Genomic DNA, 18,402 nt, shown 5'->3' with positions numbered 1-18,402 from the left:
CCCGCACGGCTCACGCCGTGACGGCGGCCATCCGCTCGACGAGGGCGTCGAGGCGCATCGGTTCGGCGCGGGTGGCCGGGACGGTGCAGGCGTGGGCGCCTGCGACCGCCCCGTACCGGGCGCAGCGCAGGGGCGGCTCGCCGGCGAGCCGGCCGTAGAGGAACGCGGCCGCGAAGGCGTCGCCCGCGCCGTTGGAGTCGACCACCGGCGCGGGCGGGGCCACCGCCGGGATACGGGTCAGCTCGCCGTCGGCCAGCAGATACGCGCCCTCGGCCCCGGCGGTGGCGACGACGACCTCGGCCCGGCCCCGCTCGGCGATGCGCCGTACGGTCCGCTCGGGGTCGGCCAGCGCGGCCGCGGACAGGAAGACGACGTCCGCCGCGAGCGCGAACGGCTCGTGGTAGGGGTTCTCGCCGTCCCAGTCGTGCAGGTCGGTGGACAGGGGCACGCCGGTCTCGGCCAGCACGGGCAGGGACTGGGCGCAGGGCTGGGTGATGGTGACGTGGACGTGCCGGCTCGCCGTGGCGAGCGCGCGCAGCGTGTCCTCGGGGAAGCGGTCGCCGGGGTGGGCGCGGCTGGTGTCGTACAGGGACAGCCGCCGGCCGTCCGGGCCGACGAGGTTGACCGCCCGCTTGGTCCCGGCGGGGCCGGGCAGCGCGGTGAGCCCGATGCCGCGCTCCCGGTGCAGGGCGCGCACGAGGTCGCCCTCCGGATCGTCGCCGATCAGGTCCAGGTGGTGGGTGCGCAGGCCCAGGGCGTCCAGTCCCAGGGCCATGAAGTCGCCGGTCTGGCCGGCCCGGGTGCGGATGCCGGAGTCGATCCCGTAGCTGTCGGCGTACGGCAGCGGCAGCTCCGGGACGTACACGATCGTGTCCACCCCGGCCCCGCCCAGCACGAGCACGTCGATCGCGCCGGCCGCTCCGGCGGCTGAGGCCGCTTCGGTCTGCGAGGTCATCCCCCACCCTCCCCGTGGTCGTGCACCGTCGGACCGCAGCCTATGCGGGGCACGTGCACGGGGACACCGGGTTCGATCACTTCCCCGGCGGGACCGCTCGGTACGGGCCGAGCGGTCCCGCCGGGGCCGGCCGCTACTTCGCCGGCCCGGACAGTTCCCGCTCCGCGTCGCGGGTCACGCGGCGGCGGACGCCGAACCAGCCGGCGACCAGGAGGACGGCGATCAGGGGGATCAGCAGAAGGGTCTTGCGGCCGACCTCGGGGTCGTTCCACATCATGCCGAGGCAGGCCAGCAGGAAGGCGATCGTGGCGATCTCGGCGACCGGGCTGAACTTGAGCTGGAAGTGCGGCCGGGTGACCAGGCCCGCGCGGGCGCGGCGGACGAAGATCAGGTGGCAGACCATGATGATCACCCAGGTGCTGATGATGCCGAGGGAGGCGACGTTCAGCACGATCTCGAAGGCCTGGCTGGGCACCAGGTAGTTCAGGCCGACGCCGAGCACGCAGACCGCGCAGGTGAGCAGGATGCCGCCGTAGGGCACCTGGCTGCGGTTCATGCGGGCGGTGAACTTCGGCGCCGAGCCGGCCGTGGCCATCGAGCGCAGGATGCGGCCGGTGGAGTACAGGCCGGAGTTGAGCGAGGACATGGCGGCGGTCAGCACGACCAGGTTCATCACGTCGCCGGCCGCGGGGACGCCGATCTTCGACAGCACGGTGACGAACGGGCTCTGGTCGGCGGAGTACACCGAGCCGGGCAGCAGCAGGGCGAGCAGCACGACGGAGCCGACGTAGAACAGGGCGACGCGCCACATGATCGAGTTCACCGCGCGCGGGACGACCTTCTCCGGCTCGGCGGTCTCGCCGGCGGCGACGCCGACCAGCTCGAGGGCGGCGTACGCGAAGATCACGCCCTGCATGACCAGGACGACCGGCATCAGGCCCTGCGGCATGATGCCGCCGTGGTCGGTGATGACGCTCAGGCCCGGCTTCTCGCCGCCGACCTCGTGCTGGGTGGCGAGCAGGAAGATGCCGACGAACATGAAGCTCACCAGGGTCGCGACCTTGATGATCGCGAACCAGAACTCCATCTCGCCGAAGATCTTCACCGAGATCAGGTTCACCGCCAGCACCACCGCGAGGGCGATCAGCGCCAGCACCCACTGCGGGATGGCCGTGAACAGGCTCCAGTAGTGGGTGTACAGCGCGATCGCGGTGATGTCGGCGATGCCGGTGGTCGACCAGTTCAGGAAGTACATCCAGCCGGCGACGTAGGCGCCCTTCTCGCCGAGGAACTCGCGCGCGTAGCTCACGAAGGAGCCGGAGGACGGGCGGTACAGGACCAGCTCGCCGAGGGCCCGGACGACGAAGAAGGCGAAGACGCCGCAGACCAGGTAGGCCAGGGCGAGTGCCGGGCCGGCGGTGTGCAGGCGGCCGCCGGCGCCCAGGAAGAGTCCGGTGCCGATGGCTCCGCCGATGGCGATCATGTTGACGTGGCGGGCCTTGAGGTCCTTGCTGTAACCGGCGTCGCCCGCGTCCGCGGGGATCCGGTCCGCCTGGGGGCGGGCGGTGGCCTGTGCCGATTCCACGGCTTCCTTGCTCACGGGTGGTTCCACTTCCTGGTGCGCCCGGGCCTCGTGGGTCCGGGGTTCGTGCAGGTCCTGGCCCGCACCACCCTTGTGTCGCGGTACAGACCAAGGCAGCAGCTTCCCAGGGAGGTCACCCTCCATGCGATGGCCCATGTCACACCGGGGCACTTCTCACATGGTCGGCACATGTTTCACACCATTGGTGAGACAGCGATACTGCTGCACATGACGACGGACGCCACGACGGGGGACGCGGAGCCGGCCCTCACCATCGACGAGCTGGCCGCGCGGGCGGGCGTCACGGTCCGCACCGTCCGCTTCTACGGCAGCCGGGGGCTGCTCCCGCCGCCGGAGATCGGCCCGCGGCGGGTGGGGCACTACGGCCCCGGGCACGTGGCGCGGCTGGCCCTGATCGAGGAGCTCCAGCAGCAGGGCATGACCCTGGCGGCGATCGAGCGGTACCTGCGCCGGCTGCCGCCCGACCTGAGCCCGCACGACCTGGCCATCCACCGGGCGGTGGTCGCGTCCTGGGCGCCGGAGGCCGCGGAGCGGGTGTCCCGCCGGGAGCTGGAGCGGCGGGCGGGGCGGCCGCTCACGTCCGGGGACCTGGAGCGGCTCGCCGCGATGGACGTCCTGCGCCAGGAGGACGAGGACGCCTACCGGGTCGACGCCGGGCTGTTCCGGCTCGGTCTGCGGCTGCTGGACGTGCCGCTGTCGCAGGAGGCGATCCTCGCGGCGCGCAAGGTGCTCGTCGAGCACTCGCGCGCCGCGGCCCGCGAGCTGGCCCAGCTCTTCCGCGGCGAGGTGGCGGAGCGCGACGCCCGGGACGTGCAGTCCCTGTCGGAGCACATGCACCCGCTGGTGGTGCAGGCGCTGCTGTCGACGTTCCAGCGCTCGCTGCGGGAAGAGCTGAGCGAGTGGCTCACCGGGTCATGAGCGGGAGTCGGCGAACCGCTCCCCCTTCTCGGCCTTGGCCACCAGCAGCGCGGGCGGGGTGAACCGCTCGCCGTAGCGCTCGGCGAGCTCACGCGCGCGTGCCACGAAGCCGGGCAGGCCGCCCTCGTAGCCGTTGATGTACTGGAGCACACCGCCGGTCCAGCCCGGGAAGCCGATGCCGAGGATCGAGCCGATGTTGGCGTCGGCGACCGACGTCAGCACGCCCTCCTCCAGGAGCCGCACGGTGTCGAGCGCCTCGGCGAAGAGCATCCGCTCCTGCATGTCCCGGAACGGGATCTCGTGCCCGGCCTTCGTGAAGTGCTCGCGCAGGCCCGGCCAGAGCCCGGCCCGCCTGCCGTCCTCCGTGTAGTCGTAGAAGCCGGCGCCGCCGCTGCGCCCGGTGCGGCCGAACTCGTCGACCAGGCGGTCGATGACGGCCTCCGCCGGGTGCGCGGTCCAGGTGCCGCCCGCCTCCTCGACGGCCTTCCTCGACTCGTTGCGGATCTTGCGCGGGAGGGTGAGGGTCAGCTCGTCCATGAGGGAGAGCACCTTGGCCGGGTAGCCGGCCTGGGCGGCGGCCTGTTCCACGGAGGCGGGCTCGACGCCCTCGCCGACCATGGCGACGCCCTCGTTGATGAAGTGGCCGATGACCCGGGAGGTGAAGAAGCCGCGCGAGTCGTTGACGACGATCGGCGTCTTGTTGATCTGCCGGACCAGGTCGAAGGCCCGGGCGAGGGCCTCGTCGCCGGTGCGCTCGCCCTTGATGATCTCGACCAGCGGCATCTTGTCGACGGGCGAGAAGAAGTGCAGCCCGATGAAGTCGCCCTGGCGCTCCACGCCCTCGGCCAGCGCGGTGATGGGCAGGGTGGAGGTGTTCGAGCACAGCAGCGCGTCGGGCGCGACGACGGACTCGATCTCCTGGAAGACCTTGTGCTTGAGCGAGGTGTCCTCGAAGACGGCCTCAATGACCGCGTCGCAGCCCGCGAGGTCGGCCGCCTCGGCGGTCGGCGTGATCCGGGCGAGCAGCGCGTCGGCCTTCTCCTGGCTGGTGCGGCCCCTGGCGACGGCCTTGGCGCACAGCTTCTCGGAGTAGCCCTTGCCCTTGAGGGCCGCCTCCAGGGAGACGTCCTTGAGGACGACCTCCAGCCCCGCGCGGGCGCAGGAGTAGGCGATCCCGGCGCCCATCATCCCGGCGCCCAGGACGGCGACCCTGCGGACCGTGCGGGGCTCGACGCCCTTGGGGCGGTTGGCGCCGGAGTTGACGGCCTGGAGGTCGAAGAAGAACGCCTGGATCATGTTCTTCGAGGTCTGCCCGGCGGCCAGCTCCACGAAGTAGCGGGCCTCGATGACCTGGGCGGTCTCGAAGTCGACCTGGGAACCCTCGACGGCCGCCGCGAGGATGTTGCGCGGGGCCGGGTAGGGGGCGCCGTTGGTCTGCTTGCGCAGGGTGGCCGGGAAGGCGGGCAGGTTGGCGGCGAACTTCGGGTTGGCGGGCGTGCCGCCCGGGATCCGGTAGCCGGGCCGGTCCCAGGGCTGCCGCGACTCGGGGTTGGCGTCGATGAAGGCGCGGGCCTTGGCGAGCAGTTCCTCGGGGGTGGCGGCGACCTCGTGGACCAGGCCGTTCTCCTGGGCGCGGCGCGCGTTGTACTGCTGCCCCTGCAGGAGCACCTTGAGCAGCGCGTCGGCGATGCCCAGCAGCCGTACGGTGCGTACGACGCCGCCTCCGCCGGGGAGCAGGCCGAGGGTGACCTCGGGGCAGCCGATCTTCGTGCCGGAGGTGTCCAGGGCGACGCGGTGGTGGCAGGCGAGGGCGAGTTCGAAGCCGCCGCCGAGGGCCGCGCCGTTGATGGCGGCGACCACCGGCTTGCCGAGGGTCTCGATGCGGCGCAGGTTCCGCTTGATGGCGAGGCCGCCGTCGAACAGGTCCTGCGCGGTCTCCGGGGTGACCCGGATCAGGTCGCGCAGGTCGCCGCCCGCGAAGAAGGTCTTCTTGGCGGAGGTGAGGACGACGCCGCGGATGGAGTCCTTCTCGGCCTCCAGGCGGTCGGTGATCGCGGCGAGGGAGTCGCGGAACGCCTGGTTCATGGTGTTCGCGGACTGGTTCGGGTCGTCGAGGACGAGGGTGACGACACCGGTGTCGTCCTGCTCCCAGCGGATGGTCGTGCTCTCGGTCATGGCAGTCGTCTTTCGTTGAGGTCTCGTGATTCCGCGGGGAGTTCAGACGCGCTCGACGATGGTGGCGATGCCCATGCCACCGCCCACGCACAGGGTGGCCAGGCCGTAGCGCTTGTCCTGGCGCTCCAGCTCGTCGATGAGCGAGCCGAGGATCATGGCGCCGGTCGCGCCGAGCGGGTGGCCCAGCGCGATGGCGCCGCCGTTGACGTTGACCTTGTCCAGGGACAGGCCCATGTCCCTCACGAAGCGCAGCACGACCGCGGCGAACGCCTCGTTGATCTCGACCAGGTCGATGTCGTCGATGGTCAGCCCGGCCTTGGCGAGCGCCTTGCGGGCGGCCGGGGCGGGACCGGTGAGCATGATGGTGGGCTCGGAGCCGGAGACGGCGGCGGAGACGATCCGCGCCCGCGGGGTGAGGCCGTGCCGCTCGCCGACCTCCCTGGAGCCGATCGCGACCAGCGAGGCGCCGTCGACGATGCCGGAGGAGTTGCCCGCGTGGTGGACGTGGTCGATCTTCTCCACCCAGTGGTACTTCTGCAGGGCGACGGCGTCGAAGCCGCCCAGGTCGCCGATGTCCGCGAACGACGGCTTGAGTCCGGCAAGCGAGTCGGCGGTGGTGCCGGGGCGCATGTGCTCGTCGTGGTCGAGGACGACCAGGCCGCTGCGGTCCTTCACGGGGACGACGGAGCGGTCGAAGCGGCCCTCCTTCCAGGCGGTGGCGGCGCGCTCCTGGGACAGGGCGGCGTACTCGTCGACGTCCCGGCGGGAGAAGCCCTCGATGGTGGCGATGAGGTCGGCGCCGATGCCCTGCGGCACGAAGTTGACGGACAGGTTGGTCATCGGGTCGTTGAACCAGGCGCCGCCGTCCGAGGCCATCGGCACCCGGGACATGGACTCCACGCCGCCGGCGAGGACCAGGTCCTCCCAGCCGGAGCGGATCTTGGCCGCGGCGAGGTTGACGGCCTCGAGGCCGGAGGCACAGAAGCGGTTCTCCTGGAGGCCCGCGACGGTGTCCGGCAGCCCGGCGGCGATCGCCGCGATCCTGGCGATGTCGGAGCCCTGGTCGCCGACGGGCCCGACGACGCCGAGCACGATGTCGTCGATCGCAGCCGGGTCGAGGCCCGGGAAGCGGTCGCGGATCTCGTGGATGAGGCCGACGACCAGGTCGATGGGCTTCGTGCCGTGCAGGGCGCCGGTCGCCTTGCCGCGGCCGCGCGGGGTGCGGATCGCGTCGTACACGTACGCTTCGGTGCTCACTGATGTGCCTTTCGGGAGGGTGGGCCGAGCGGGACTCGGTCGCCGAGGGCGGGGTGGGTCGTCGGGTGGCCCGGTGGCCGGGGTCAGGCGCCGTCCGGGTCGAGGTCGTCGTTCACGAGGTCAGGTATGCCCCAGTCCCGCGCCACCGTCCCGGCGCCGGCGCCGGGCAGGGCCGGGCCGGTGCGGACGCCGGTGGGGGTCGCGGAGAAGCGCGGGGCGGGGGCCGGCTGGGTGATGCCGCCGTGGTCGGTGAAGGTGCCGCGGGCGGCCAGGTGCGGATGGTGCGGGGCCTCGCGCAGGGACAGCACCGGGGCCACGCAGGCGTCCGAGCCCTCGAAGCGGGCCGTCCACTCGTCCCGGGTGCGGGACTTGAAGCGGGCGGCGACCTGTTCGCGCAGCTCGCCCCAGCGGCTCCAGTCGTCGTGCGCCGGGGCCAGGTGGTCCAGGTCCAGCAGGTGCAGGAACTCCGCGTAGAACCGGGTCTCCAGGGCGCCCACCGCCATGTGACCGCCGTCGGCGGTCTCGTAGGTGCCGTAGTACGGGCAGCCGCCGTCCAGCAGGTTGGCGCCGCGCCGGTCCTGCCAGCCGCCGGCGGACAGCATGCCGTGGATCATCGCCGACAGGTGCGCGGCACCGTCCACGATGGCGGCGTCCACCACCTGGCCGGTGCCGGTGGCGCGCGCGTGGTGCAGGGCGGCCAGGACGCCCACGACCAGGTAGAGGGAGCCGCCCGCGTAGTCTCCGAGGAGGTTGGCGGGGACGGCGGGGGGCTCGCCGGGGCGGCCGATCATGCCGAGGGTGCCGGTGAGGGCGATGTACGTGACGTCGTGGCCGGCGCGGTCGGCGAGGGGGCCGTCCTGGCCCCAGCCGGTCATGCGGCCGTAGACCAGCCGGGGGTTGCGGGCGTGGCACGCGGCGGGGCCGACGCCGAGCCGCTCGGCGACCCCGGGGCGGTAGCCCTCGACGAGGACGTCGGCGCGCTCGACGAGATCGAGCACGCGCGCGGCGCCGTCCGGGGCCTTGAGGTCGACGACGACCGAGCGCTTGTTGCGGTTGGTCACGTCGTGCGCGGGGTCGATGCCGAGGCCGGGGCCGCCCGGCCGGTCCACCCGGACCACGTCGGCGCCGAGGTCGGCGAGGAGCATGGCGGCGAACGGGCCGGGCCCGATGCCGGCCAGTTCGACCACGCGCACACCCGAGAGCGGACCGTGGCCCGGCGTTCCTGCCGTCGTCATGCCGTCCTGCCCCCAAGCCCATGTGACACAACTGATGTAACACCGAGGATGCTAAGAACACGTTCCACTCGGCACAAGACCTGAACGAGCAAGCGCTTAGCCAAGTGCCCGGCGCCGGCATTCCCGGGCTGGTCGTCCGGCTCCGCACCATTCACGCTAGCCTCAGCCACCGACGGCGGCGCGGGCTGCGGAGGCAAGGGGTGACATGAGCAGGCTAAAGAGGACGGATCGTCCCTACGACCTGGTGCTTTTCGGGGCCACCGGCTTCGTCGGCACGCTCACCGCGGAGTACCTCGCGGCACATGCCCCCGAGGATCTGCGCTGGGCGGTCGCGGGCCGGGACGAACTCGCGCTGGAGCGGCTGCGGGCGCGGCTGCCCGGCGGTTCGGGCGTCGGGACGCTCCGCGCGGACGTCCGGGATCCGGCCTCCGTGCGCGCCCTCGCCGGGCACGCGCGCGTGGTGGCCACGACCGTGGGCCCGTACCTGGAGTACGGCGAGGAGCTGGTCGCCGCCTGCGCGGACGCCGGGACCGACTATCTGGACCTCACCGGCGAACCCGAGTTCGTCGACCTGATGTACGTCCGGCACGACGCACGCGCGCGGGAGACCGGCGCCCGGCTGGTGCACGCCTGCGGTTTCGACTCCGTGCCGCACGACCTGGGGGTGCACTTCACGGTGCGGCAGCTGCCCGAGGGCGTGCCGCTGACGGTGGACGGGTTCGTGACGGCCGACGCCACCTTCTCCGGGGGCACCCTGGCCTCCGCGCTGAACCAGTTCGCGCGCGGCGGGCGGATGGCGGCCGCGGCCCGGGAACGCCGGCGGCACGAGCCCCGGCTGCTGGGGCGGCGGGTGTCGGCGCCGGCGGGCGCCCCGCGGTTCGCCCCGGAGGTGGGCGCGTGGGCGCTGCCGCTGCCGACCATCGACCCGCAGATCGTGCGCCGCTCGGCGAAGGCGCTGGAGCGGTACGGCCCGGACTTCCGCTACCGGCACTACGCGGCGGTCCGGCGCCTGCCGATGGCCGCCGGCGGGGCCGCCGCCGTCGGCGCGCTCGCCGCGGCCGCCCAGTTGCCGCCCGCCCGGCGCTGGCTCTCGGACCGGCTCAGGCCCGGCGACGGGCCGAGCGCCGAGAAGCGGGCGCGGAGCTGGTTCCGGGTGCGCTTCGTCGGTGAGGGCGGTGGACGGCGGGTGTTCACCGAGGTCTCCGGCGGCGACCCTGGCTACGACGAGACGGCGAAGATGTTCGCCGAGTCGGCGCTCTGCCTGGCCTTCGACGACCTGCCGCCGACGGCGGGGCAGGTCACCACGGCGGTGGCGATGGGCGACGCGCTCACCGGGCGGCTGCGCGAAGCCGGCATCCGGTTCCGCGTCGCGGCGAGCCGCTGACCGACTGCCGCCAGGGGCCGCCGCACCGAGCCGCGGCCCTAGAGGGGCCACCGCACCAGGGTGCAGACCATCCCGCAGATCCAGCCGAGCCCGGCGAGCACCGCGAGCACGAGAGCGGCGTTCACCGCCCGCTCGACGGGCCGGTCCGGATCTGCGAGGGGCTTGTGCGCACGGTGCGTCGTCATGCCCCCACCCTGCCGCCCGGCCCGGACCCCGCACATCCGTGCGGCTACTCAGTCCCGGTACTCAGCGACCGCTTCCCTCAGCGCCTTTCTGCACAGGGCGTCCGCGCGGCGGGTCGACTCCGGCAGGCGGTAGCGGGGGGTCAGCGCCAGCGTGTGGGCCAGGGCGTTGTCCAGGGTGGTGCGGTGGCCGACGGACACGAACACCGGTTTGACGTGCGACCGGGTGCGCAGGGCGCGGCCCACCTCCTCGGCGCCGTCGAGGAGCGGGGCGGAGCTGCCGCGGTGGGGACCGGGGTCCTGGTGGGCGAAGGTGAACGGGTTCTTGGCGACGCCGATCGTCGGCAGGCCGGTGAGTACGCCGAGATGGGCGGCGAGGCCGAAACGACGCGGGTGGGCGAGGCCGTAGCCGTCGCACACCACCAGGCCGGGCGGACAGGGCAGGGCGTCGAGGGCGGCGCGTACGGTCGGGATCTCGCGGAAGGCCAGCAGCCCGGGTACGTACGGGAAGGAGACGCGGCCGACGGCGGTGCTCTCGGCGACGACCTCCAGGGTGGCCGCGTCCAGCACGACGGCCGCCGCGGCGACGAGGTCGCGCTCGTCGTCGTAGGCGACGTCGACGCCCGTCACCCGCCCCGATCCGGGCGGCGGCCCGGGCTCGTCGAGCACCACCCTCGCGCGCAGCTCGTCCTGTACGGCGCGGGCCTCGTCGTCGGTCACCGGCCAGTTCGCGGGTACGCCTGCGGTCCTCATGGTGAGCAGGACTGTACGACCCCGGGACGGCCCGGCGGGCGCCGGGGTAGGCTCGCGATCATGTTCGTACTGGAGCTGACGTACACCGCCCCGCTCGAGGACGTGGACGCCGCGCTGCCGGCGCACCGGGCCTGGCTCGACGAGCAGTACGGCAAGGGGTGCTTCCTGGCCTCCGGGCGCAAGGAACCCCGCGACGGCGGAGTGATCCTCGCCGTCGCGGAGAACCGCGCCCGCATCGAGGAGGTCGCCGCGGGCGACCCGTTCGTCGCCGCCGGGGTGTGCGAGTACCGCATCACGGAGTTCCGCGCCACGAAGACGGCTCCGGAGCTGGACCGCCACCGGCAGACGGCGGACTGACCGGAGCCGGTCAGCCCTTCTTGCGGTCCAGCGCGCGCCGCAGCTCGTCCTTGTTCATGTTCGAGCGGCCCTCGATGCCGCGCTGCCTGGCCTCGTTGTAGAGCTGGTCGCGGGTCGGTCCCTGGGGCCCGGTCCGGTTGCCGGACCGCTGACCGCCGCGCTTACCGGACGACATGTCCTGCGTCGAGCTGCGGCTGGCGGTCTTGGACTCGCCGGAGCGGGCGCGCTCCTTGTTCACGGTCCGGGCGGCGATCTCCTTCGCGCGCCCGGCGCTCTCACCCCGGTCCTGCGCGCTCTCCTTGATGTGCTCGTACTGGCGTTCGCGCTTGGGGCTGGAACCGGCTGGCATGATCGCTCCCTTCCTCTCCTCGCCTGTCTTCGGCGACGGGGGACGAGTACCCGGGTTCCGCACGCCTACGTCAGCGTTCCAGCCGGGCCACCCGGCCCTTCTCACCGGCTGCCCAGCAGCTCAGGTCGGGTGCGCAGGCCACGGTGTCGTACGAACCGGTGTCGACCGTGCGCCAGGTGCGGCCCCCGTCGGTGGTCAGGTCGGTGCCGGTCGGGCCGACGGCCAGCGCGGCGGCACGGCTGTGCGGGAGCCAGGCGACGCCGGAGCGGTAGGCGGGCGGCGGCGCGGTGACGGGGCGCCAGGTGCGGCCGCCGTCGGCGGTCACCGCGGCGGCCCGCGGCGAGGACTGGTCGGGGCGGTAGTCGCCGCCGACGGCGAGACCGTGCGCGCGGTCGCGGAAGGCGAGCCCGAAGACGCCCCTGGCGGGGTCGCCCGCCGGCACCGGCGTGTCGGCGGCCGTCCAGGTCAGCCCGCGGTCGGCGGAGTGCAGCACGCGCGCGCGGGCGGCGCCGCCGGTGGCCAGCCAGACGTCCTTCGGCCCCGCCGTGACCAGGCACTGGCCGCTCGCGGCGAAGCCGGCCTCGCCGTCCAGGGCGGCCGGCATGCCGGCGGAGGGCAGCACACGCCAGGTGCGGCCGCCGTCGCCGGTGGACAGGATGCGGAACCGGCCGTCCACCGGGTCGCTCATCGCGAGGCCGTGACGGTGGTCGAAGAAGGCGAGGCAGTCGTAGAAGGCCTTCGGGTCGGGGTTGCGGAAGGACTCGGTCCACGTCGTGCCGCCGTCGTCGGTGCGGTAGACGCGCGAGTCCTCGCCCTCGCCGATGGCCAGCGCCACCGCGCGCCGCCCGTCGAACGCCTCGACGTCCCGGAACTGCAGGTCGGCGGCGCCCGGCGGGGAGACGTTCCGCCAGTTCGCCCCGCCGTCGGTGGTGCGCAGCACGGTGCCGCCGGTCCCGGCCAGCCAGGCGGTCCGGCGGTCGACGGCGGCCAGGCCCCGGAAGCGGACCTGCGGGGCGCCGCTGTCCTTCGCCGCCCAGTGCGCACCGCCCCGGGCCGGCGCGGCCGCCCCGGCGGCGGCCGGTACCGCCGAGGCGGCCAGCGCCGCCGCGCACGCCACCCCCGCCGCCAGCAGCCGTTGCGTCCGTCCCCCGCGTCGCGTGCTCCCCATGCGCCTCATGGCGGGCGAAGCTAGCGGACCGTCACGGCACCGTCCAGGGGGCCCGGCGCCCCCAGCGGCCCCGGCGGCATCCCGGGGCCCGAAGCATGAAGGCGGTGACCGAGGTCACTCGTGTCCCGTGTGCACGGACTGGCCGAATCCGTCGTCTCCTCCAGTGCCGGGTGCCACACCGGGAGTACGTCCAGCCGTCACGAGGGAGCAAGGCGTTGTCCACCATGATCGAGCAGCCCGTAGAGGCCCGCCTCGTCGCCGCCGCACCGCGCATGCCCAGCATCCCCGCCACGTTGCGGTACGACCGGCGCGATCCGTTCGCCGTCCGGATGACCTTCCCCGCCCCGGCCACCCTGGAGGGTGTCGACGTCTGCTGGACCTTCTCCCGGGAACTCCTCGCGGCGGGCCTCGAGGGCGCGGAGGGCCACGGGGACGTACGCGTCCGGCCGTACGGCTACGACCGCACCGTGCTGGAGTTCCACGCCCCCGAGGGCACGGCGGTCGTGCACGTGCGCTCGGGCGAGATACGGCGGTTCCTGGAGGCGACCGCCGGCCTCGTGCCGGTCGGCCTGGAGCACCTCCAGCTCGACCTCGACCACGACCTCGCCGTCCTGATGCGGGACGCCTGACCGGGCGCGCGGCGCGCCCGCGCCAAATCGCGTTGACAGCCCCCAGCCCCCCTCGTACGTTGTACGTGGTCCTGTTGCCGTCGATTGGAGAAGGACGTTGCTCGTCTGAGGTCCTGAGACACCGCGCTCACACCGGTGAGGTGTGCGTGGCGTTCGACCTCGGCGTCCGAGCCGTCCTCCGGCACAGGCCCTCATTCATGGGCACTCCTGCTGCCCAGGCCTTCGGTTTCCGCCTCGCGGTGTCTCGACACGCGTCCGCACAGACCGCACCCAGCAACCGCGAGGCCTTCATGTCAATGTCCCTCACCTGCACGTCCCTGTCCTTCGCCTGGCCGGACGGCACCCCCGTCTTCGACGGCCTCGACGCCGCCTTCGGCCCCGGCAGAACGGGACTGGTCGGCGTCAACGGATCGGGGAAGTCCACCCTGTTGAAACTGCTCGCCGGCGAACTGACCCCGACCGACGGCACCGTCAAGGTGACTGGCGAGGTCGGCCACCTGCCGCAGAACGTCACGCTCGACACCACGCTCCGCGTCGACGAGGTCCTGGGCATCGCCGCACAGCGGGCCGCCCTGCACGCCATCGAGGCGGGTGACGTCGCCGAGGAGCACTTCGAGACGGTCGGCGACGACTGGGACGTCGAGGAACGCGCCCTGGTCACCCTCGGCGAGCTCGGCCTCGGCGACATCGGCCTGGACCGCACCGTCGGCGAGGTGTCCGGCGGCGAGTCGGTGCTGCTGCGACTGGCCGCGCTGCTGCTGCGCCGCCCGGACGTCCTGCTGCTGGACGAGCCCACCAACAACCTGGACCTGTACGCGCGCCGCCGGCTGTACGCGGCCGTCGCCGCCTGGCCGGGCGTGCTGGTGGTCGTCAGCCACGACCGCGAACTGCTGGACCTGGTCGACCAGATCGCCGATCTGCGCGCCGGGGAGATCGTCCGGTACGGCGGCAACTTCTCGGCCTACGAGGAGGCCCTCGCCGTCGAGCAGGAGGCGGCCGAGCGGATGGTGCGGGTCGCCGAGTCGGACGTGCGCAAACAGAAGCGCGAACTGGCCGACGCCCAGGTCAAACTGGCCCGGCGCAAGCGGTACGGGCAGAAGATGTTCGAGAACAAGCGCGAACCGAAGATCGTCATGGGCGCGCGCAGACGCGCCGCGCAGGAGTCCGCGGGCAAGCACCGCATCATGCACGAGGAACGGCTCGCCGACGCCAAGGAGCGGCTGGACGAAGCGGTCGAGGCGGTGCGGGACGACGACGAGATCCGCGTCGAACTGCCCTACACGGCCGTGCCGCCCGGCCGCCAGGTGCTCACCCTGGAGAACCTGGAGACGGCCTACGGGTCGCGTGTCGAAGGCATCCTCGATCTGCGCGGACCGGAGCGGATCGCGCTCGTCGGGCGCAACGGCGCGGGCAAGACGACGCTGCTGCGGACCATCGCCGGGGAGTTGCCCGCGGTGGCCGGGGAGGCGCTGACGCACGTTCCGCTGCGGTTTCTGCCGCAGCGCCTGGACGTGCTCGACGACGAGGCGACCGTCGCCGAGAACGTGGCCCGGTTCGCGCCGGGCGCCACCAACAACAGGGTCCGGGCGCGTCTCGCCCGCTTCCTGTTCCGTGGCGCGCGGGCCGACCAGAGGGCGGGCACGCTCTCCGGCGGCGAACGCTTCCGGGCGGCCCTGGCCGCGCTGATGCTGGCCGAGCCGGCGCCCCAGCTGCTCCTGCTGGACGAGCCGACCAACAACCTCGACATGGCGAGCGTCCGGCAGCTCACCTCGGCCCTGGAGTCGTACCAGGGCGCGCTGCTCGTCGCCAGCCACGACCTGCCGTTCCTGGAGTCGGTCGGCATCACCCGCTGGCTGCTGATGGAAGGAGGGAAGCTGAGGGAGACCACGCCCGAGGAGATCGCGAACCCGGGCCGGCCGGTGCCGCCGGGGGTCTCAGGAGGGGAACAGCCTGCTAACGAGGCGGAGTGAGGGTTTTGTCCTGCCCATGGCGGCCTGCATGATGGCGGTCCGGCCCCGCGTCCCGGGCGCCGGACCGCACCGCCGATCAGGAAAGGCCCGTCGTGCCCAGCAAGAAGGCCCTCGTCCGCCGTCCCAGCCCGCTGCTCGCCGAGGGGCTGGTCACGCACATCGAGCGGGCCGAGGCCGACGTGGAGCTCGCCGTCGAGCAGTGGGAGGCCTACGTCGAGGCGCTCGGCGCGCACGGCTGGGAGACGATCGAGGTCGACCCGGCCGACGACTGCCCCGACTCGGTGTTCGTCGAGGACACCGTCGTCATGTACCGGAACGTGGCGCTGATCACCCGGCCCGGCGCCGAGTCGCGGCGCGCGGAGACCGCGGGGGTCGAGGAGGCGGTGGCCCGGCTCGGCTGCTCGGTGAACTGGATCTGGGAGCCCGGCACGCTGGACGGCGGCGACGTCCTCAAGGTCGGCGACACGATCTACGTCGGCCGGGGCGGGCGCACCAACGCGGCCGGGGTGCAGCAGCTCCGCGCCGCGTTCGAACCGCTGGGCGCGCGCGTGGTGGCCGTTCCGGTGAGCAAGGTGCTGCACCTGAAGTCCGCGGTCACCGCGCTGCCGGACGGGACGGTCGTCGGGCACATCCCGATGGTGGACCGGCCGTCGCTGTTCCCCGGGTTCCTCTCGGTGCCGGAGGAGTCCGGCGCGCACGTGGTGCTGCTCGGCGGCCACAAGCTGCTCATGGCGGCGAGCGCCCCGAAGACGGCGGAGCTGCTGACCGATCTCGGCCACGAGGTGGTCACCGTCGACATCTCCGAGTTCGAGAAGCTGGAGGGATGTGTGACGTGCCTCTCGGTGCGGCTGCGCGGACTGTACGCCTGACGGAGTGTCGCCTCGCCTCGGACAGCCCCGGGACCTGCGGGTCCCGGGGCTGTCCGGCACACCGGTGAACTCCCCGCCCCAGGGCGCCTGATCAGCGGTCTTTACGGTGACCTTAACCTACGGCTTCGTAACCTACGGATTCGTAGCCTACGATCACGTAGGTTCCCCGGCACCGCTCGCCGGACCGTCCCCTTCACTCCCCCTTCTGCTCGGCGTCCCCCTGGAGTTCCCGTGACGATCACTTCCCCTCACCTCGGCAGCCCGTCCGCCTGGACCGACGCACGCCTGCTGTACGCGCTGGAGGAAGTGGTCGAGAAGGAGCTGAACCGGCACCTGAAGGTCGCCAAGGACTGGATGCCGCACGAGTACGTGCCCTGGAGCGACGGCCGCAACTTCCCCGGCCTGTTCGAGGACGGCGAGGCCTGGGGCAAGGAGCAGTCCGGGGTGACGGAGATCGGCCGGATCGCCCTCGTCGTCAACCTGCTCACCGAGGACAACCTGCCGAGCTACCACCACGAGATCGCCTCGCTGTTCGGCCGCGACGGCGCGTGGGGCACCTGGGTGCACCGCTGGACGGCCGAGGAGGGCCGGCACGGCATCGTGATGCGCGACTACCTGCTCACCTCGCGCGCGGTGGACCCGGACCAGCTGGAGCGGTTCCGCATGTCCCACATGAGCGAGGGCTTCGAGTCCGACAACCGGCACTCCATGCTGCACTCGATCGCGTACGTCGCCTTCCAGGAGCTGGCCACCCGGATCTCGCACCGCAACACCGGCCACCAGTCCGGCGACCCGGTCTGCGACCGCATGCTGGCCCGCATCGCGACCGACGAGAACCTGCACATGGTCTTCTACCGCAACCTGCTGAAGTCCGCCTTCGAACTCGCCCCCGACCTCACCATGCAGGCCGTCCGGGACGTCGTCGTCAACTTCCGCATGCCCGGGCACGGCATCCCCGGCTTCGAGCGGGCCGCGGCGCAGATGGCCATCGGCGAGGTCTACAACCTGCGCATCCACCACGACGACGTGCTGCAGCCCGTGCTGCGCTTCCTGAAGATCATGGAGATCGACGGCCTCGGCCCGGAGGGCCTGCGGGCCCAGGAGGAGCTGGGTCTGTTCCTGGGCGGCCTGGACGCCGAGGCCGCCAAGTTCGATGAGCGGCTGGCGGCGCGCAAGGCCCGCATGGCGGCGCGGGCGGCGGGCTGACGGAGCCGTCCGCGGGGTGTCAGCCGGAGGTGCGCCTCAGCGCGAGGCGCTCCTTCTCGGACAGGCCGCCCCACACGCCGAAGCGTTCGTCGTTGCTCAGCGCGTAGTCGAGACAGGCGGGGCGCATCTCGCACATGCCGCAGATGCGCTTCGCCTCGCGGACCGAGCTGCCGGGCTCGGGGAAGAAGAAGTCGGCCCCGGTCTGCGCGCACAGGGCCTGGGCCTGCCAGGCGGTGTCGGCCGGGGTGATCGTGTCGATGTGCATGGCCAGGATCGTGCCGTGCGCCGAAAAACGTTCGATCAACGCCGCGTCAACGCCGCGCGGGCACCCCGCCGGCATCGCGGCCGGCGCCCTGCCGCGAGGCGTGAACCGTCCCGATGATGCGCCGCGCGGCACGGCCGTGCACGGCGGCGCGCGGCGCCGGCGTCGAATCCGGCGGAGCCGGCCTCGGGCGGCGCCGGTCGCACAAGGGCCCGGCGCGCCGCGGCGCCTCGGCGGCGGTTGACGGCGGGCGGTGCCAGACTCGGCAGTGCAGAGGACGGGACCCGGTTCGCGGTCCCCCTGTCGAGGAGGGCGAAGATGCTCACCACCCGTTTCGTCAACGGCGCTCCGAACTGGGTCGATCTCGGCACCCCGGACCTGGACGGCGCCCTCTCCTTCTACGGCGGTCTCTTCGGCTGGCAGTTCCGGTCGGCTGGGCCGGACGCCGGCGGTTACGGCTTCTTCCAGCTCGACGGCAGGACCGTGGCCGGCGGCAGGCGGATCGGCCCTGAGCAGGGCCCGCCGGCGTGGACGGTGTACTTCCGGAGCGAGGACGCGCAGGCCACCGCCAGGGCAGCCGAACAGGCGCACGGCGGTGTGCTGTTCCCGCCCGTCGACGTGCTGGGCCAGGGGCACATGGCGGTCCTCGCCGACCAGGCGCGGGTGCCGTTCGGCATCTGGCAGCCGGGGCGGACGAAGGGCGTCGACGTGGCGAGCGAGCCGGGCGCGCTGTGCTGGGTCGAGCTGTACACGGCGGACATCGCGGCCGCCGCCGCCTTCTACCACAAGGTCCTCGGCCTGGAGACCTCCGGCGTGCCCTTCCCCGGCGGGACGTACACCGGCGTCAACGCCGCCGGGGCCGGGGAGGACGCGATGTTCGGCGGGATGGTGCCGCTGGCCGACGCCTCGGCCGAGGCGGAGGCCGGTCCGTACTGGCTGCCGTACTTCGAGGTCGAGGACACCGACGCCGTGGCCGAGGAGGCGCGGCGGCTGGGCGGCTCGGTGCGCATGCCGGCGACCACCGTCGAGGGCGTCGGCCGCATGGCCAAGCTGGCCGACCCGTACGGAGCCCGCTTCGCGGTGATCAGAAGCGGCTCGTCCCAGGGCTGAACGCGGGCCGGGTGCGGCGC

Annotated in this window: 18 protein-coding genes; 8 read left to right on the top strand and 10 right to left on the bottom strand. The window is 73.1% G+C overall.

Going from position 1 to position 18,402, the window contains the following annotated elements; all coding sequences use genetic code 11:
• Positions 1-10 precede the first annotated feature (10 nt).
• Together ACFYU0_RS15435 and ACFYU0_RS15430 are read right to left on the bottom strand one after the other, a co-directional pair.
• Positions 11-955: a PfkB family carbohydrate kinase gene (locus tag ACFYU0_RS15435; protein ID WP_389301213.1), complete on the bottom strand. Its 945-nt coding sequence runs from the start codon at positions 953-955 to the stop codon at positions 11-13.
• A 133-nt stretch (positions 956-1,088) separates the two neighbouring features.
• Positions 1,089-2,555 (bottom strand): amino acid permease, encoded by a 1,467-nt coding sequence (locus ACFYU0_RS15430; RefSeq protein WP_389301211.1) that lies wholly within the window; start codon positions 2,553-2,555, stop codon positions 1,089-1,091.
• Between the two features lie 210 nt (positions 2,556-2,765).
• Between ACFYU0_RS15430 and ACFYU0_RS15425 the strand changes: the two genes are divergently transcribed.
• Positions 2,766-3,476, top strand: coding sequence for a MerR family transcriptional regulator (locus tag ACFYU0_RS15425; RefSeq protein ID WP_389301209.1), 711 nt, complete (start codon positions 2,766-2,768; stop codon positions 3,474-3,476).
• On the opposite strand, the gene ACFYU0_RS15420 is transcribed toward ACFYU0_RS15425, so the two are convergent.
• From ACFYU0_RS15420 to ACFYU0_RS15410, 3 genes are all read right to left on the bottom strand, one after another.
• Positions 3,471-5,651 carry a 3-hydroxyacyl-CoA dehydrogenase NAD-binding domain-containing protein gene (locus tag ACFYU0_RS15420; RefSeq protein ID WP_389301206.1) on the bottom strand — a complete coding sequence of 727 codons (2,181 nt, stop codon included), beginning with the start codon at positions 5,649-5,651 and terminating at the stop codon, positions 3,471-3,473. The genes ACFYU0_RS15425 and ACFYU0_RS15420 overlap by 6 nt on opposite strands.
• 42 nt (positions 5,652-5,693) lie before the next feature.
• A complete protein-coding gene (locus ACFYU0_RS15415) occupies positions 5,694-6,908 on the bottom strand; it encodes an acetyl-CoA C-acetyltransferase (RefSeq protein ID WP_389301203.1) in 1,215 nt (404 codons plus the stop codon).
• Between the two features lie 83 nt (positions 6,909-6,991).
• Positions 6,992-8,143, bottom strand: a complete 1,152-nt coding sequence (locus tag ACFYU0_RS15410) for a CaiB/BaiF CoA-transferase family protein (protein ID WP_351668236.1) — start codon at positions 8,141-8,143, stop codon at positions 6,992-6,994.
• A gap of 205 nt (positions 8,144-8,348) precedes the next feature.
• Between ACFYU0_RS15410 and ACFYU0_RS15405 the strand changes: the two genes are divergently transcribed.
• A complete protein-coding gene (locus ACFYU0_RS15405) occupies positions 8,349-9,527 on the top strand; it encodes a saccharopine dehydrogenase family protein (RefSeq protein WP_389301200.1) in 1,179 nt (392 codons plus the stop codon).
• 38 nt (positions 9,528-9,565) lie between these two features.
• On the opposite strand, the gene mmpA is transcribed toward ACFYU0_RS15405, so the two are convergent.
• Together mmpA and ACFYU0_RS15395 are read right to left on the bottom strand one after the other, a co-directional pair.
• Complete coding sequence (gene mmpA / locus ACFYU0_RS15400; protein ID WP_389301198.1) at positions 9,566-9,712, bottom strand: morphogenic membrane protein MmpA; 147 nt, start codon at positions 9,710-9,712, stop codon at positions 9,566-9,568.
• Between the two features lie 48 nt (positions 9,713-9,760).
• Positions 9,761-10,462, bottom strand: a complete 702-nt coding sequence (locus ACFYU0_RS15395) for an endonuclease V (RefSeq protein ID WP_389301196.1) — start codon at positions 10,460-10,462, stop codon at positions 9,761-9,763.
• Positions 10,463-10,522: 60 nt separating this feature from the next.
• On the opposite strand from ACFYU0_RS15395, the gene ACFYU0_RS15390 reads away from it, so the two are divergent.
• Positions 10,523-10,819, top strand: coding sequence for a YciI family protein (locus ACFYU0_RS15390; RefSeq protein ID WP_351668228.1), 297 nt, complete (start codon positions 10,523-10,525; stop codon positions 10,817-10,819).
• 10 nt (positions 10,820-10,829) lie between these two features.
• Here ACFYU0_RS15390 and ACFYU0_RS15385 read toward each other — a convergent pair whose 3' ends face one another.
• Together ACFYU0_RS15385 and ACFYU0_RS15380 are read right to left on the bottom strand one after the other, a co-directional pair.
• The gene (locus ACFYU0_RS15385; RefSeq protein WP_351668226.1) at positions 10,830-11,168 is read right to left on the bottom strand and encodes a plasmid stabilization protein; all 339 of its coding nucleotides are present in this window, start codon (positions 11,166-11,168) and stop codon (positions 10,830-10,832) included.
• Between the two features lie 70 nt (positions 11,169-11,238).
• Positions 11,239-12,336, bottom strand: coding sequence for a WD40/YVTN/BNR-like repeat-containing protein (locus tag ACFYU0_RS15380; protein ID WP_389301193.1), 1,098 nt, complete (start codon positions 12,334-12,336; stop codon positions 11,239-11,241).
• 215 nt (positions 12,337-12,551) lie between these two features.
• Here ACFYU0_RS15380 and ACFYU0_RS15375 point away from each other — a divergent pair, with 215 nt between their 5' ends.
• The 4 genes from ACFYU0_RS15375 to ACFYU0_RS15360 all read left to right on the top strand — a co-directional run bounded on the left by ACFYU0_RS15375 (position 12,552) and on the right by ACFYU0_RS15360 (position 17,010).
• On the top strand, positions 12,552-12,965 hold the full coding sequence (locus tag ACFYU0_RS15375; RefSeq protein WP_351668222.1) for an SsgA family sporulation/cell division regulator: 414 nt from the start codon (positions 12,552-12,554) through the stop codon (positions 12,963-12,965).
• Positions 12,966-13,255: 290 nt separating this feature from the next.
• Positions 13,256-14,935 carry an ABC-F family ATP-binding cassette domain-containing protein gene (locus ACFYU0_RS15370; RefSeq protein ID WP_389301191.1) on the top strand — a complete coding sequence of 560 codons (1,680 nt, stop codon included), beginning with the start codon at positions 13,256-13,258 and terminating at the stop codon, positions 14,933-14,935.
• Between the two features lie 92 nt (positions 14,936-15,027).
• Complete coding sequence (gene ddaH, locus ACFYU0_RS15365; RefSeq protein WP_351668218.1) at positions 15,028-15,804, top strand: dimethylargininase; 777 nt, start codon at positions 15,028-15,030, stop codon at positions 15,802-15,804.
• A gap of 231 nt (positions 15,805-16,035) precedes the next feature.
• Positions 16,036-17,010, top strand: a complete 975-nt coding sequence (locus tag ACFYU0_RS15360; RefSeq protein WP_351668216.1) for an acyl-ACP desaturase — start codon at positions 16,036-16,038, stop codon at positions 17,008-17,010.
• A 19-nt stretch (positions 17,011-17,029) separates the two neighbouring features.
• Here ACFYU0_RS15360 and ACFYU0_RS15355 read toward each other — a convergent pair whose 3' ends face one another.
• Positions 17,030-17,275, bottom strand: a complete 246-nt coding sequence (locus ACFYU0_RS15355) for a WhiB family transcriptional regulator (RefSeq protein WP_351668214.1) — start codon at positions 17,273-17,275, stop codon at positions 17,030-17,032.
• Between the two features lie 315 nt (positions 17,276-17,590).
• Between ACFYU0_RS15355 and ACFYU0_RS15350 the strand changes: the two genes are divergently transcribed.
• The gene (locus tag ACFYU0_RS15350; protein ID WP_389301186.1) at positions 17,591-18,382 is read left to right on the top strand and encodes a VOC family protein; all 792 of its coding nucleotides are present in this window, start codon (positions 17,591-17,593) and stop codon (positions 18,380-18,382) included.
• Positions 18,383-18,402 lie beyond the last annotated feature (20 nt).

Origin of the sequence: Streptomyces sp. NPDC003720 (genome assembly GCF_042875075.1) — a bacterium.
Lineage (GTDB): Bacteria > Actinomycetota > Actinomycetes > Streptomycetales > Streptomycetaceae > Streptomyces.
The sequence above is the reverse complement of the archived record's forward strand: the minus strand, read 5'-3'. Positions and strand labels throughout refer to the sequence as shown.